This is a genomic window from Allobosea sp. P2_A10, from assembly GCF_056405115.1.
This window is the reverse complement of record NZ_JBFUCS010000001.1, coordinates 410,537-424,974: the sequence shown is the minus strand read 5'-3', so window position 1 is coordinate 424,974 and position 14,438 is coordinate 410,537. Positions and strand designations below refer to the sequence as shown.

The following is a 14,438-nucleotide window of genomic DNA, read 5'->3' as shown; positions in this document are numbered from 1 at the left end:
GCCCGCTCTGGCGATTTTGGAGGGCGCCGGCGCAAGCCGGCGCCTTTTTTGTTCAGCGTCCCGCGAAGCCCGCGGCAGCCGAGACCATCTGGCCCTCGACGCCGGCGAAGCCGTGATGGCCGCGCGCCTCGCACGGGTCGCCCTCCTCGATGCCGCCATCGACCCAGGTCACCCGCGCCTTGCGGCCGGCCCAGGCGAGAAACGACGCAACGCCCTCGGGGTTGGTCAGCCGGCAGCCGTCGCGGCGATGATGCACGACCAGCGTCGGCGGCAGCGCGGCAGGCGAGCCCAGGATCGAGACCACGTTCTGGCTGGAGCCGGAGGCGTCCGACAGGAAGCCGGAGGTCAGCACGACCTTGTCGGGCCTTGCGCCGGCAGCGAGTCCGCGCGCGATGCGCTGCGTGCCGCGGCTGGTGCCGATCAGCGTGACCGGTCGCTTGATCGCAGCCATGTAGTCGACAGCCGCCGCGAGATCGACGCCCGGGTCGGGGAGGAGCACCGCGAGGCCCCGTCCGGCGAACAAGGCACGGGTGCGCACGAGGCTGTTGCCGCGCGACTGCGTGATCGTGCCGTCGCCGGCGATACCGAGATAGCCATTGCCGCCGGCCATCAGGATGACACTGCCGCGCGGCTTGGCCGGCCTGATCAGAACCGCCGAGACGCCGCCGACCGTGACGGCCTCGTCGGCATGCGCAGGCGGCGCCGCGAAAAACAATGCGGCTGCAGCAGCCAGTATTCTGATCACGCTTCGATTCATCGTCGCCTCTCCCGCGTTCCGGCTCATTTTTCGGCCGGTTCGAGGGCTAGCATAGACCCGTGCGCGCCATGATTGAATGCGATTTCTGCTGGCCGCACGCCGATGAGCGGTCACCGGCCGAATGCGACGGCCTCAAACAAAAAAGCGCCGTCATGACCGCTTGACCCGGTCACGACGGCGATAAGGAATTCCAACCGGTGGCTGCGCTCATGTCTGCCAACAGAGCATCCAGCCGGAGGCGGATTGTCGGAGTGACGACAGCCCTGGCTGGGGGACCAGATCCCGCAGCGTTATCTGATATTTCAGATGGGTGACGTTGGTGTCACCTCCCATTTGGGGGGCATCGCAGCGTGCAGTGCACCAAACGCTCGCGCATCTTAATAGGCATCGCGCCAATCCGGTTGAGCCTATGGTGGCGTCGCGGCCGCGGACTGGCTTCGCCGGGAGCAGCGGCTCTAACCGAGCCGAACCGCGCCCTGGAGCATGCCGACGAGATCGGATTGGCGGCGCGCCCCGGTCTTGGCCAGCACGCGCTTCAGCGTCGTGCGCGCGGTTCCCTCGGTTACACCCAGGCGTATCGCCGCCTCGCGCGGCGCGTGCCCGGCCGCGATCATCGCGGCGAGTTTGGCCTCGGAAGGCGTCAGGTCGAACAGACCGCCGATGATGTCGGCCTTCGGCCCGCGATGAGCCGTAACCGGCGTGGCGACCAGGATCGCGGAGGCCGAGGAGAACACGTCGCGGGCCCTGCCCTTCACGGGCGAGAGATGGACGATGATCGGAGGATGGCCCTCACCGGCGGGAATCGGGATCGAGCACACGCCAGCCGCGCAGGCGTCATGCGCCAGCCTGACGAGAGCGGTCTCGAACATGCGGTCGGCGGCGGCGTCGACGATGCCAAGCCGCGCCGGCCGATCCCGGAAAACCAGCGGCGTCAGCCCTTCCAGCAGGGAGTTCGCGCTGATCACGCGGCCGCCCGGCCCGAGCACGGCGCCGGGCAGGCCCATCATTTCCAGCGCCTGAGCCGCCGCGCGCGCGCGCTCCAGGCCAAGACGGCGGGCGAGCAGTCCGGCGCGCGCGAAATGAGGTCTCAGCCGGTCGAGCGCGGCGATTGCGGCGTCTCCCACCGTGCCCTCGGCGAAGCTGCGCTCGCAATGCACGACGATCAGGTCTCCGGACGGCGCGGCAATCGTTGTCGCGACGCCCGAGCCGTACCCCGATGGGATCAGCATCTGCTGATAGAGAGGCTCGGCGGAGATTTCCTCGGGCGTGAAGACGTCCTTGTCGGTGATGAAGCCGGCATGGTTGCTGGCGATCAGCCGGGACGCACGTTCGTTGACGGATATGGGCAGGCGCTCGAGGATGTTGTCGTAGAAATCGCCGAATTCCGTCGTCGACGCCGTCAGCCTGGCCTCGTCGTTCAGGATCGTCCCGAACAGCGCCTCACGACACTCCGCGACCCGCGCAGTCGCTTTCAGGACATCCGGCCAACCCTCGGGGATGATCGCGGCCTCATAGATGCGGTCGATCAGCTCAGTCTCGGTATCGTCGGCCATCAGCAAGGCATCGCCCTTCGGAGACGCACCTTCTGGTGCGCCAGCTATCGTGAGAGCATGCTGCCCTCGGCGGAGAAAGCCTGCATTTGAATGAGATGGTTTTCACATAATCGTGATCGACGATCTCAACTTTCGGCCAAGCCGAGCATCAGCCTGATGTTCTGCACCGCCGCGCCCGACGCGCCCTTGCCGAGATTATCGAGCCTGGCGACCAACACGGCCTGTCCCAGCGCATCGTCGCCGAACACCCGCAGTTCGAGCCTGTTGGTATCGTTCAGCGCCTCGGGCTCGAGCTTGCCGCCATCGGCATCGAGCACGCTGACATAGGTCGAGCCGGCATAATGCGAAGCAAGGGCTGCCTTCAGATCGGCGAGTTTCGGCTTGCCCGGCAGCGTGTCGAGATGCAGCGGCACGCTGACCAGCATGCCCTGCCGGAAACTGCCGACGGAGGGCACGAAGATCGGCCGCCGCGTCAGGCGGGCATATTCCTGCAGTTCCGGCAGATGCTTGTGCTTCATGCCGAGACCATAGAGCTCGAAAGCCGGGGCTTTGCCCGCCTCGTGCTCCTCGATCATGGCCTTGCCGCCGCCGGAATAGCCGGAGACGGCGTTGACCGTGACGGGGTGATCCTGCGCCAGCAGTCCGGCATCGATCAGCGGCCGCAGCAGCGCGATAGCACCCGTCGGGTAGCAGCCGGGATTGGCGACGCGGTTGGCGTTGGCGATCTTGTCGGCATGGCCTTTCGCCATCTCGGCAAAGCCATATACCCAGCCGGGCGCGATGCGGTGGGCGGTCGCGGCATCGACGATCTTGGGCGCGGCGCTGCCGAGTTCGTCGGCGAGCGCGACCGATTCCCTGGCCGCATCGTCGGGCAGGCAGAGCACGACGAGATCGACGCCGGCCATCATGTTCTTGCGGGCGGCGGGATCCTTGCGCAGGTCGGTGGCGATGCTCTTCACTACGACTTCCGGCACGGCGGCCAGCCTGTCGCGGATGCCGAGGCCGGTGGTGCCGGCTTCGCCGTCGATGAAGATGGATTTCAGGTTCTGGCTCATCATGGCCCCCGATGGGTGCGAAAGCGCGAATGCTTCGTCGGCTTCAGGCATAAAAAAACCGCGCTCGTGGCGCGGTCGCGGGCGTTCGGACTAAAAACAGCCGAGCGTCATCGCGGTCGCGCAAGGGCGGCCGGGTTCGGGCGACGTCGGGACAGGTTCGTGGTCATGGCAGTGGATATGATCGCGCATTCATACGCTGTCAATGGTGAAGAGGGACTGGAAGAACCCCTCTCCCACCGGGAGAGGGTTCGCCGCGCCTGTCACTGACGAGTGGTTTGAATCCCTTAGCGGCGGTTGCCGCCAACCCGCTTCCCCCCTCGCATCACGATTCAACCGCGCGTCCTCAACGCCAGCGCCTGAATATAGTGCTGCGCCACCGCAGCCCCGGCGATCGCGGTCGCGTCCGCGTGGTCGTAGGGCGGCGAGACCTCGACGATGTCCATGCCCCGGAAATCGAGGTCCCGGATGCCCCAGACCATGCGCAGCGCCTGCGCCGAGGTCAGACCGCCCGCGACCGGCGTCCCCGTGCCTGGCGCAAACGCGGGGTCGAGCGCGTCGATGTCGAAGGTCAGATAGGCCGGCCCCTGCCCCACCCGTTCCCTGATGCGGGCGACGACGCCGTCGACGTCCAGCGCCTGCATCTCGTAGCCGTCGATCACCACGATGCCGCAATCGCGCGGCGCGACGGTGCGGATGCCGATCTGGATCGAGCGATCCGTGTCGATCAAGCCCTCGCGCACGGCCTCGAGCACGAAGGTGCCGTGGCTGATCGCGCCGACGCCATCGTCCCAGGTGTCCTGATGGGCGTCGAACTGCACCAGCGCGAGCCGGCCATGACGGGCGACATGGGCGCGCAGCAGCGGCAGCGTGATGAAATGGTCGCCGCCGAGCGTGACCAGATGCGCGCCGCCCGCGATGATCCTGGCCGCACCCTGTTCGATCGCCCTGGCGCAGCCCTGAAGGTCACTGCGGGGCAGCAGGCAATCGCCATAATCGACGGCGGACAAGGTCTCGAACGGGTCGATGCGTGAGGGGAACTGCGCGTCGCCGTCGAAGATCGCGCTGACACGGCGCAGGGCCTGCGGGCCAAAGCGCGTGCCCGGCCTGTTGGAGACGGCGAGATCGAACGGCACGCCCCAGATCACGAGATCGCAGCCCGCGACATCCTTGCTGTAGCGCCGGCGCATGAAGGAGAGCGCGCCGGCGTAGGTCGGGTCATGGGCAGGGCCGCGCCTGTCGCCGGTGAAGGCGTGGTCGATCGTCGGGGTGTCGGCGGGTTCGGTCATATCGGTTAAGTCCAGAAGAGGGTCAGCGGCGTGCGCCTGCGAGCCAGACGTAAAGGCACCAGGGCAGGATCAGCGCGAGCGCCGACAGCACGAGCCGGAATGTGGTCCAGGCCACGGGATGCTGCAGCGCCCGGCCATCGAGTTCGGGCACGCCATGGATCAGCCCGAGCGCAAAGGCCGGCGCCAGGAAGACGATGAGCGCATTGACGATGCGCCGGCCGCGCCCGTGCGCGCCGCGCGACAGCGCCAGCAGCGCGGGCACGGCGATCATGCCGAAGGCGATCAGGGTGAGAAGGACGCGCATGGGGTTCCGGCCGGCGAGTTGGCCTTGAGGATTTAGCATGGAGCGCGCCCGTCTCCAGCCGTGATCGGCTGCGCCGGCAGCCGAATCTGTCGTTGACCTCAGCCTAGCGCCCGCCGCCGACGCGCAGGATCGAGCCGACCATGTAGGACGCCGCCTCCGACAGTGCGAACAGCACGACCTCGGCGATCTCCTCGGGCTGCGCCGCCCGCTTGATCGGGATCGTCGGCGCAATCCGCGCGACACGGCCGGGTTCGCCCGACGACAAGGCGTGGATGTCGGTCTCGGTCATTCCCGGTGCGACCGCATTGACCCGGATGCCGCGCGGCGCGAGCTCCTTGGCGAGGCCGATGGTGAAGGAATCGATCGCGCCTTTCGAGGCGGCATACCAGACGAATTCGTCGGGCGAACCGAGACCCGACGCGATCGACGAGATGTTGACGATGGCCCGGTCCTTCGCCTCGCTGTTGGCGAGCAGTGCCCGGGTGGCCTCCCGCGCGACCAGGATCGCGCCGGTGACGTTGACGTCGATGCAGGCGCGGATCGTCTGCGTATCGGCCTCGGCCAGCGTGCTCGCCGGCCCGGTGATGCCGGCATTGTTGACGACGTGGGTCAGTGGCCCGAGCGCGGCCCTGGTCTCGGCGAAAACGCGGATGATGTCGGTCGCGCTCGCCATGTCGCCCTTGATCGCGATCGCCTTTGCGCCGGCGGCCTCGCATGCCGACACCACGCTCGCGGCGGCTTCCGCATTGTTCTGGAAGTTCACCGCGACATCGTAGCCGCGCTTTGCCGCCATGATGCAGGTGGCCGCGCCGATGCCGCGGCTGCCGCCGGTGACGAGAAGGACGGGACGGGTCATGCAAGGCTCCAGTTCAGCTCTAAGGTTTGTTCACGCCATCCGTCATTCCGGACAAGCAGCGAAGCTGCGCCGATCCGGAATCCATCGAAAGGCGCTCCGCTCTACGATGGATTCCGGGTCTGCGCTGCGCTCCGCCCGGAATGACGGAGGGGATCAGGCAAGAGACAATACGAAAAGGGCGGCTCTTGCGAGCCGCCCTGATGCATAACGAGAAAGCGTGAAACGATCAGCGCTTCGAGAACTGGAAGCTGCGGCGGGCCTTGGCGCGGCCGAACTTCTTGCGCTCGACGACGCGCGAGTCGCGGGTCAGGAAGCCGCCCTTCTTGAGCGGGCCGCGAAGCTCGGGCTCGAAGAAGGTCAGCGCCTTGGAGATGCCGTGACGGACAGCGCCTGCCTGACCCGAAAGTCCGCCGCCCTTGACCGTGACGACGACGTCGTACTGGGTCATGCGCTCAACCAGCTGCAGCGGCTGCTGCAGGACCATGCGCAGCACCGGGCGGGCGAAGTAGACCTCCTGGTCACGGGTGTTGACCGTGATCTTGCCGGAGCCGGGCTTGATCCAGACGCGAGCGATCGCGTTCTTGCGCTTGCCGGTGGCGTAGGCGCGGCCCTGGGCGTCGACCTTCTTGACGTGGACGGGAGCATCCGGCTGCGTCGACTTGGCGACCTGGCCGAGCTGCTCGAGAGACTGGAGAACCTCTGCCATGATCAGACCCTCGCGTTCTTGCGGTTGAGCGCGGCGACGTCGAGCGCCTCCGGCGACTGGGCGGCATGGGGATGCTCGGCGCCCTTGTAGACGCGCAGATTGCCAAGAATCTGGCGGAACAGCGGGCCGCGCGGCAGCATGCGCTCGACAGCCTTCTCGACGATGCGCTCCGGGAAGCGGCCTTCAAGAATGAACTTGGCCGAACGCTCCTTGATGCCGCCGATATAGCCGGTGTGGTGGTAATAGACCTTCTGGTCGCGCTTGCGGCCGGTCAGAACCACCTTATCGGCGTTGACGATCACGATATTGTCGCCGCAGTCGACGTGGGGCGTGTAATTGGCCTTGTGCTTGCCGCGCAGGCGCAACGCCACCAGGGTGGCGAGACGGCCGACGACGAGCCCGGAGGCATCGATCACAACCCACTTCTTTTCGACATCGGCGGGCTTCAGCGACATGGTCTTCATCGCAGCACCCCTTCGGTTGGTTGACGAGAAAAAAGGACAAGCCGCCGGAGGCCGGCGGCGATGTGAGGCGGGGATAGGGGTGCGCGATGGGCATGTCAAGCCGCCTCACTGAAGCTGAAAGCCCGGAAAACCCATATTTTCAAATGACATGCCAATAAAGGTATCTGGATACCACATTAGCTTGCGAAATCGGCCTTGCGGCGTCTCCGCCAGCTGCGCGATCATGCGGCAGGAGGAGACGCCCATGAAAAAGACAGCGCGTAACGCGCGCCTGCTTCGGCTTTGCGCCATCGCCGCCCCACTCGCCACCGCCGCGCCGGCGCTGGCCGACGTCCATGTGATGAGTTCGGGCGGTTTCACCGCCGCCTATAAGGAGCTTGTCGCAGGATGTGAGATCAAGATCGGCCAGAAGGTCGTCAGCGCCTATGGGGCGTCGATGGGCGCGGCACCCGACGCCATTCCCAACCGGCTCTCTCGTGGCGAGCCCGCCGACATCGTCATCCTCGCTTCGGACGCTTTCGACAAGCTGGTCCAGGACGGCAAGGGCATGCCCGGAAGCCGGGTCGACCTCGTTCGCTCGGCGATCGGGCTCTCGGTCAAGGCAGGTGCGCCGAAGCCCGACATCTCGACCGTCGCGGCGCTGAAGAAGACGCTGATGGAGGCGAAATCGATCGCCTATTCGGCCAGCGCCAGCGGCACCTATCTCTCGGAGGAGCTGTTCCCCAAGCTCGACCCGAGCGGCGCGGTCATGGCCAAGGCCAAGAAGATCTTCAGCGAGCGCGTCGGCACCATCGTGGCGCGCGGCGAGGCCGAGCTCGGCTTCCAGCAGGTCAGCGAGCTCGTCACGATCGAGGGCCTCGATTTCGTCGGCACGCTGCCCGACGAGGTCCAGCGCGTCACGGTGTTTTCGGCAGGGCTGGCGGCGGGCTCCAGGGAACCCGAAGCGGCGAAGAAACTGATCGCCTGCCTCGGCTCGCCCGAGGCCGCGCCGGTGATCAGGAAGAGCGGGCTGGAGCCGCTGCCGCAGAAGTGAGTGAACCTGTCATTCCGGGGCGACGCGCAGCGCCGGAATGACATCGCGGGCCACTTCAACGCTCCGCCGGGATCGAATAGGTTCCGGTCGCGTGGCAGACCATCTCGCTGTCGCCTTGCGAGAACAGCGCGACCTCGCCGATCGCCAGTCGCTTGCCGAGCTTGAGCAGCTTCGCCTCCGCGATCAGCGCGGCCTGGCCGGGTTTGCGCAGGAAATTGTAGTTCAGGCTCGTCGTCACCGCGAGGGCGACCGGGCCGATCTGGGCGAGGATGGCGACGTAAAGCGCCAAATCCGCCAGCGCCATCATGGTCGGGCCTGAGATCGTACCGCCGGGGCGCAGATGCCGCTCGTGATAGTCGCAGCGCATCCGGGCGCTCATCGGCCCGACATCCTCGATGAAATAGGTCCGGCCGCCGTAATGCAGCTGCGGAAAGGTGCGGTCGAGAAAGGCCTCCAGCTCGGAGACGGTCATGGCGGTCGTCATGTGCGGGAAACCGGGGGCAGGTCGGACATCCCTCCCCTTGCAGCATGGCAGTCCTGCTCCGACAATAGGCGCGGACGCGAAAGGCCCGACCATGAATGCCCATACCAACCTCGGCAGCGAAGCCGTGCTGCTGCGCGGCGACGAAGGCGGCGTCGCGACGCTGACGCTGAACCGGCCGCAAGCGCGCAACCCGCTGAGCGAGGCGATGCTGTCAGCGCTCGCCGCCACGTTTGCCGCGATCGCCGTCGACCGTTCGGTGAAGGTCGTGATCCTGAGCGCGGCCGGGCCGGTGTTTTCCGCCGGGCACGACCTCAAGGAAATGAGCGCCCGCCGCGCCGACCCCGACAGGGGCCGCGCCTATTTCACCGAGGTGCTCGGCCGCTGCTCGGCCGTGATGCAGCAGATCACCGCCCTGCCCCAGCCCGTGATCGCGGCGGTGGAGGGCACGGCGACGGCGGCCGGCTGCCAGCTCGTGGCGAGCTGCGATCTCGCCGTCGCGGGCGAGCAGGCCCGGTTCTGCACGCCCGGCGTCCATATCGGGCTGTTCTGCTCGACGCCGATGGTGGCGCTCTCGCGCAACCTCGCCGCCAAGCATGCGCTCGAAATGCTGCTGCTCGGCGAGATGGTTCCGGCTGGCGAGGCCGCACGCATGGGTCTCGTCAACCGCGTCGTGCCGGCCGGCCAAGCCCTGGCGGAGGCGCAGCGGCTGGCGGCGATCATCGCCTCGAAATCCCCGGCCACGATCAAGATCGGCAAGCGCGCCTTCTACGAGCAGCGCGAAATGGGGCTGGCTGCGGCCTACGATCATGCGTCCGCGGTGATGGTCGAGAATATGCTGGCGCGCGACGCGGAAGAAGGCATCGGCGCGTTCGTGGAGAAACGCCAGCCGGTGTGGGAGGACTAGCAAACATCGTCATTCTCGGGCTCGACCCGAGAATCTCCGGCAAGAGATGCCCGGGTCGAGCCCGAGCATGACGCAGGCGAATTCGGCATCCCGTATTGGACAAAGACATGAACCACGACGCCTACCCCGACAGCCTGATCCGCGACGTGCTGAAAAGCGTCAAGCGCATCGCCATGGTCGGCGCCTCCAGCAACGAGTCGCGGCCGAGCTGGATCGTGACGAAATATCTGCTCGACCGGGATTACGACGTCATTCCGGTCAACCCCGGGCTCGCCGGCCAGACGCTGCTGGGCAAGACCGTCTATGGCTCGCTGAAGGAGATCCCCGGCCCGATCGACATGGTCGAAATCTTCCGCAATTCCGAAGCAGCCGGCCCGATCACCGACGAAGCGCTGAGTCTCGATCCGCTGCCGAAGGTCATCTGGATGCAGCTTTCCGTGCGTAATGACGAGGCAGCGGCCCGGGCCGAGGCGAAAGGCCTGACCGTCATCATGAACCGCTGCCCCAAGATCGAATATGGCCGCTTCTCGGGCGAGATTGGCTGGCAGGGCATCAATTCGCGCTTGCTGTCGTCGAAGAAGCCGGTGCTGGCCGGCAAGGGTTTTCAGAAGCTGACGATCCACCGGCCGGGGACGTGACGCGTCGTTGTCCGGGCAGATAACCAACGCCGTCATCCCGGACAAGCGGCGAGAGCCGCGCCGATCCGGGATTCATCGTAAGGCGCTGTCGTGCCCTGTCATGGATTCCGGGTCTCCGCTACGCTACGCCCGGAATGACGTCGCGATTAAACCAATGGGATGACGAAAGCCGGAACAGGAGGAGTAAAGCGATGCGCAAGCTCACCACCACCTGTTGCATCGCCGGCGGCGGTCCGGCCGGGATGATGCTCGGCTTCCTGCTGGCGCGGGCCGGGGTCGATGTCGTCGTTCTGGAAAAGCACGCCGACTTCCTCCGCGATTTCCGTGGCGATACGATCCATCCCTCGACACTGCAGCTGATGCACGAGCTCGGCCTGCTCGACGATTTCCTCAAGCTGCCGCACACCAAGATGCGCGACCTCGCCATGCGCTTTGGCGACGAGACGATCCAGTTCGTCGATTTCACCCATCTCCCGGTCGTCGCGCCCTACATCGCGCTGATGCCGCAATGGGATTTCCTGGATTTTTTGGCGGATCGAGGCCGCGAGCAGCCGCGCTTCAAGCTGATGATGAATGCCAAGGCGGACGGCCTGATCGAGGAAGGCGGCAAGGTCGTCGGCTTGACCAGCACAGCCGAGGACGGGCCCGTTTCGATCCGCGCCGACCTCGTCGTCGCCGCCGATGGACGCCGCTCGGACATCCGCGCCGCGTCCGGGCTGAAATCCATCGACATCGGCGCGCCGATGGATGTGCTCTGGTTCAGGCTGCCGCGCCACGAAAGCGACCCTGGCCAGACGGGCGGACAGGTCGCGAATGGCCGGCTGCTGGTGACGCTGGATCGCGGCGATTACTGGCAATGTGCTTTCGTCATTCCGAAGGGCAAGTTCGATGGGTTGCGCGCGGCCGGGCTTCCGGCGTTTCGCGACACGATCGTCGCGCTCGCGCCGTGGTTCTCGGATCGGATCGGGGGGATCGACGATTGGGAGCAGATCAAGCTGCTCACTGTCGCCGTCGACCGGCTGGAAAAATGGTGGCGGCCCGGCCTGCTCTGCATCGGCGACGCAGCCCATGCGATGTCGCCGATCGGTGGCGTCGGCGTGAACCTCGCGGTGCAGGACGCGGTCGCGACAGCCAACCGCCTTGCGGCGCCCTTGCGCGAGAAACGGCTCAACGACGCCGATCTGGCCGCCGTCCAGGAGCGCCGCGAATTTCCGACCAAATTCACGCAGCGCATTCAGGTCATCGCGCAGAACCGGATCATCACGCCGCTGCTGGCGCGCGCCGAAAACGACGCGCCGCTGGGGCCACCCTTTCTGGTCAGGCTGTTCGACTGGATCCCGCTGCTGCGCCGGATTCCCGCGCGCATCGTCGGGCTCGGTATCAGGCCCGAGCATATCGGGCCGGAGCTTGCGCCAAGGCCGCAGAATTGACGCCTCGAAGAGCGTTCTTTAAAACGAACGCAACGTCTCGAATTCAGAAGTCTTGAAGGAGCACGCCATGACCGACCGCGCACCGGGTTTCCATACGCTCGCCATCCATGCCGGCGCTGCTCCCGACGCAGCGACCGGCGCGCGCGCCACGCCGATCTACCAGACGACGAGCTTCGTCTTCGACGATGTCGACCACGCCGCCTCGCTGTTCGGGCTGCAGGCCTTTGGCAATATCTATACGCGCATCGGCAACCCGACGAACGCCGTGCTGGAGGAGCGCGTCGCTGCGCTTGAGGGCGGCACGGCAGCGTTGGCCGTTGCGTCGGGCCATGCGGCAGAATTCCTCTGCTTTCATGCGCTGATGCAGCCCGGCGACGAGTTCGTTGCGGCCAAGAAGCTCTATGGCGGCTCGATCAACCAGTTCAACCATTCCTACAAGAACTTCGGCTGGAACGTGATCTGGGCCGATTCCGACGATCTCGACGCCTTCGCGGCGGCCGTCACGCCCAAGACCAAGGCGATCTTCATCGAATCCATCGCCAATCCCGGCGGCGTCATCGTCGACATCGCCGGCATTTCGGCCATCGCGAAGAAGCACAACATTCCGCTGATCGTCGACAACACGATGGCGAGCCCCTACCTGATCCGCCCCTTCGAGCACGGGGCCGACATCGTCGTGCATTCGATGACGAAGTTCCTCGGTGGTCATGGCAATTCGATCGGCGGCATCATCGTCGATGGCGGCTCGTTCAACTGGGTCGGCGACGATCGCTACCCGATGCTGTCAAAACCCCGGCCGGAGTATAACGGCATGGTGCTGGGCGAGACCTTCGGCAATTTTGCCTTCGCCATCGCCTGCCGCGTGCTCGGCCTGCGCGACATGGGGCCGGCGCTCGCGCCCTTCAACGCGTTCATGATCCTGACCGGAATCGAGACGCTGCCTTTGCGCATGGCGCGCCATTGCGAGAGCACGCTGGCCGTCGCCACGCATCTCGCCAAGCATCCGGCTGTGGAATGGGTGAGCTACGCCGATCTGCCGGGCAACAAGTACCATGAGTTGGCCAAGCGTTATTGCCCCAAGGGCGCGGGCGCGGTGTTCACCTTCGGGCTCAAGGGCGGCTATGACGCCGGCGTCCGGCTGGCGACCAATCTCAAGCTGTTTTCGCATCTGGCCAATATCGGCGATACGCGGTCGCTGGTGATCCACCCGACCTCGACGACGCATCGCCAGCTCTCGGACGCGCAGAAGACGGCGTCGGGAGCGGGCCCCGAGGTGGTGCGGCTGTCGATCGGGCTGGAGGACGTGGCTGACCTGATCGACGATCTGGATCAGGCGCTGGGTTGAGGTTTCGGCCGTCATTCTCGGGCGAAGCGAAGCGCAGACCCGAGAACCTCAGGCCGGACAAGGAGCTACTCCTTCAGGAGATGCTCGGGTCAAGCCCGAGCATGACGCGCCATACCTTCCATGCGCGCGACATGCACGACCACCATCGCCAGCAGCATGAACGCCAGCGCCTGATGCGCCAGCCCCGCCCAGAGCGGCACGACCAGCACGAGCGTGACGATGCCGAGCGCCGCCTGGCTCACGGTGATCCCGGCGATAGCGGTGGCGCGCCTGGCGCCGCCTGAGCCCGGTGCGACGCGGCGCATCGCGACGACGTTCCAGAGCGCCAACGCCAGCAGCAGATAGGCCCCGATACGGTGGTTGAACTGCACGAGCGCGACATTGTCGACGAAGTTCTCCCAGAACGGCGATTGCGCGAAAAGGGTCGAGCCTGCCGGCACCAGCGCTCCATCCATCAGTGGCCAGGTGTTGAAGGTGAAGCCCGCCTTCGAGCCGGCGACGAGGCCGCCGAGCGCGATCTGCGCGAAGACCAGCGCCAGCAGCGCCCAGGCCATGCCCTTCCCTTCCGCGCGTTCGACGCGTCTTGGCGGCGTCAGCGTCGTTGCGAAGGCGACGACCGAGGCGAAGAACAGGCCGGCGAAGCTGAGATGCAAGGTGAGTTTGACCGGCGCGACCGCGACCATGCCGGGCTGCAAGCCCGACGCCACCATGATCCAACCGATCGCGCCCTGAAGGCCCAGCAGCAGGCCCATACCGAAAAGCACCAGCGTCTGGCGCGCCGGGAGCAGGCGTCGCAACGCGACGACGAGGAAGCCGGCGAGATAGACCAGACCGATGAAGCGGCCGAGTTGGCGATGGCCCCATTCCCACCAGTAAATGAACTGGAACTCACCGAGGCTCATGCCCTCGTTCAGCAGCTTGTATTGCGGGCTTTCGCGGTACTTGCCGAACTCCAGCGCCCAAGCTTCGCCCGAGAGCGGCGGCAACGCCCCGGTGATCGGCTTCCATTCGGTGATCGAAAGCCCCGAGCCGGTCAGCCGCGTTGCGCCTCCGACCACGACCATCGCGAAGACGAGAGCTGCGACGATCCAGAGCCAGCGGCGGATGCCGGCATGGCTTGCTGCGGCGGGTGCTCTTTCGACAGGGCTGTTCAGGGCAAGCGTCACGGGATGCGGGGCCTTCGGTCGCAGGGTGCGAGCTTCACAAGAACGCGCGCCGGTGACAGATAGACCCCGGACAAAAGCCCGACAACGCCCGCATTGCCGCAGCCCGAGTGAAGACCGTCATGAGCCAGAGCCACCGCAAGCTGATCGGAACGGTCGCGATCCTGGTCTTCGTCTGCGTCTACGCGCTCGTCGCGATGGCGCTGGCGCAGGGCCGCATCACCGAGGCGCCCAAGCTGGTGCAGACCGTGGCTTATGTGGCGCTCGGGCTCGCCTGGGTCTTGCCGCTGCTGCCGCTGATCAAATGGATGGAGCGGAAGGACGAGATGTGAGGCGCTGGAAGAACCCCTCTCCTTACAGAGACCTTTGCGTAACCATCATTTTGCTGCGCGATGTGCTTGCGTTTTGTGTCGGCGGGCGTTTTGGGCTCGCCGTGGGAGGGGCGGGCACGAAGCGCGGT

16 protein-coding genes are annotated in these 14,438 nt (G+C 66.2%); 6 read left to right on the top strand and 10 right to left on the bottom strand.

From position 1 onward, the window contains the following. Positions 1 to 52: 52 nt before the first annotated feature. The 8 genes from AC1DZY_RS02115 to rplM all read right to left on the bottom strand — a co-directional run bounded on the left by AC1DZY_RS02115 (position 53) and on the right by rplM (position 6,981). The gene (locus AC1DZY_RS02115; RefSeq protein ID WP_476818403.1) at positions 53 to 757 is read right to left on the bottom strand and encodes an alpha/beta hydrolase; all 705 of its coding nucleotides are present in this window, start codon (positions 755 to 757) and stop codon (positions 53 to 55) included. A gap of 455 nt (positions 758 to 1,212) precedes the next feature. Continuing rightward, positions 1,213 to 2,310, bottom strand: coding sequence for a helix-turn-helix transcriptional regulator (locus AC1DZY_RS02110; protein WP_476818402.1), 1,098 nt, complete (start codon positions 2,308 to 2,310; stop codon positions 1,213 to 1,215). A 125-nt stretch (positions 2,311 to 2,435) separates the two neighbouring features. Further along, on the bottom strand, positions 2,436 to 3,368 hold the full coding sequence (argC, locus tag AC1DZY_RS02105; protein ID WP_476818780.1) for an N-acetyl-gamma-glutamyl-phosphate reductase: 933 nt from the start codon (positions 3,366 to 3,368) through the stop codon (positions 2,436 to 2,438). A gap of 326 nt (positions 3,369 to 3,694) precedes the next feature. Continuing rightward, positions 3,695 to 4,651, bottom strand: coding sequence for an agmatinase (speB, locus tag AC1DZY_RS02100; RefSeq protein WP_476818401.1), 957 nt, complete (start codon positions 4,649 to 4,651; stop codon positions 3,695 to 3,697). A gap of 22 nt (positions 4,652 to 4,673) precedes the next feature. Next, positions 4,674 to 4,955: a hypothetical protein gene (locus tag AC1DZY_RS02095; RefSeq protein ID WP_476818400.1), complete on the bottom strand. Its 282-nt coding sequence runs from the start codon at positions 4,953 to 4,955 to the stop codon at positions 4,674 to 4,676. A gap of 103 nt (positions 4,956 to 5,058) precedes the next feature. Continuing rightward, a complete protein-coding gene (locus tag AC1DZY_RS02090) occupies positions 5,059 to 5,811 on the bottom strand; it encodes an SDR family NAD(P)-dependent oxidoreductase (RefSeq protein WP_476818399.1) in 753 nt (250 codons plus the stop codon). Positions 5,812 to 6,037: 226 nt separating this feature from the next. Further along, positions 6,038 to 6,517, bottom strand: coding sequence for a 30S ribosomal protein S9 (gene rpsI / locus AC1DZY_RS02085; protein WP_476818398.1), 480 nt, complete (start codon positions 6,515 to 6,517; stop codon positions 6,038 to 6,040). 2 nt (positions 6,518 to 6,519) lie between these two features. Beyond that, complete coding sequence (gene rplM / locus AC1DZY_RS02080) at positions 6,520 to 6,981, bottom strand: 50S ribosomal protein L13 (protein WP_476818397.1); 462 nt, start codon at positions 6,979 to 6,981, stop codon at positions 6,520 to 6,522. 244 nt (positions 6,982 to 7,225) lie between these two features. Here rplM and AC1DZY_RS02075 point away from each other — a divergent pair, with 244 nt between their 5' ends. Beyond that, entirely contained in the window at positions 7,226 to 8,014 is a 789-nt protein-coding gene (locus AC1DZY_RS02075; RefSeq protein ID WP_476818396.1) for a substrate-binding domain-containing protein, read from the top strand. 55 nt (positions 8,015 to 8,069) lie between these two features. Here the strand turns inward: AC1DZY_RS02075 and AC1DZY_RS02070 are convergent, their stop codons facing one another. Further along, entirely contained in the window at positions 8,070 to 8,486 is a 417-nt protein-coding gene (locus AC1DZY_RS02070) for a PaaI family thioesterase (protein ID WP_476818395.1), read from the bottom strand. Positions 8,487 to 8,589: 103 nt separating this feature from the next. Between AC1DZY_RS02070 and AC1DZY_RS02065 the strand changes: the two genes are divergently transcribed. The 4 genes from AC1DZY_RS02065 (at position 8,590) to AC1DZY_RS02050 (ending at position 12,815) form a co-directional block, all read left to right on the top strand. Continuing rightward, positions 8,590 to 9,402: an enoyl-CoA hydratase gene (locus AC1DZY_RS02065; protein WP_476818394.1), complete on the top strand. Its 813-nt coding sequence runs from the start codon at positions 8,590 to 8,592 to the stop codon at positions 9,400 to 9,402. 107 nt (positions 9,403 to 9,509) lie between these two features. Next, positions 9,510 to 10,040 carry a CoA-binding protein gene (locus tag AC1DZY_RS02060; RefSeq protein WP_476818393.1) on the top strand — a complete coding sequence of 177 codons (531 nt, stop codon included), beginning with the start codon at positions 9,510 to 9,512 and terminating at the stop codon, positions 10,038 to 10,040. Positions 10,041 to 10,231: 191 nt separating this feature from the next. Beyond that, positions 10,232 to 11,470 carry an FAD-dependent oxidoreductase gene (locus AC1DZY_RS02055; protein ID WP_476818392.1) on the top strand — a complete coding sequence of 413 codons (1,239 nt, stop codon included), beginning with the start codon at positions 10,232 to 10,234 and terminating at the stop codon, positions 11,468 to 11,470. 67 nt (positions 11,471 to 11,537) lie between these two features. Further along, positions 11,538 to 12,815: an O-acetylhomoserine aminocarboxypropyltransferase gene (locus AC1DZY_RS02050; RefSeq protein WP_476818391.1), complete on the top strand. Its 1,278-nt coding sequence runs from the start codon at positions 11,538 to 11,540 to the stop codon at positions 12,813 to 12,815. 89 nt (positions 12,816 to 12,904) lie between these two features. Here the strand turns inward: AC1DZY_RS02050 and AC1DZY_RS02045 are convergent, their stop codons facing one another. Further along, positions 12,905 to 13,981: a COX15/CtaA family protein gene (locus AC1DZY_RS02045; RefSeq protein ID WP_476818390.1), complete on the bottom strand. Its 1,077-nt coding sequence runs from the start codon at positions 13,979 to 13,981 to the stop codon at positions 12,905 to 12,907. Between the two features lie 119 nt (positions 13,982 to 14,100). Between AC1DZY_RS02045 and AC1DZY_RS02040 the strand changes: the two genes are divergently transcribed. After that, entirely contained in the window at positions 14,101 to 14,310 is a 210-nt protein-coding gene (locus AC1DZY_RS02040; protein WP_476818389.1) for a DUF2842 domain-containing protein, read from the top strand. Positions 14,311 to 14,438: the final 128 nt, after the last annotated feature.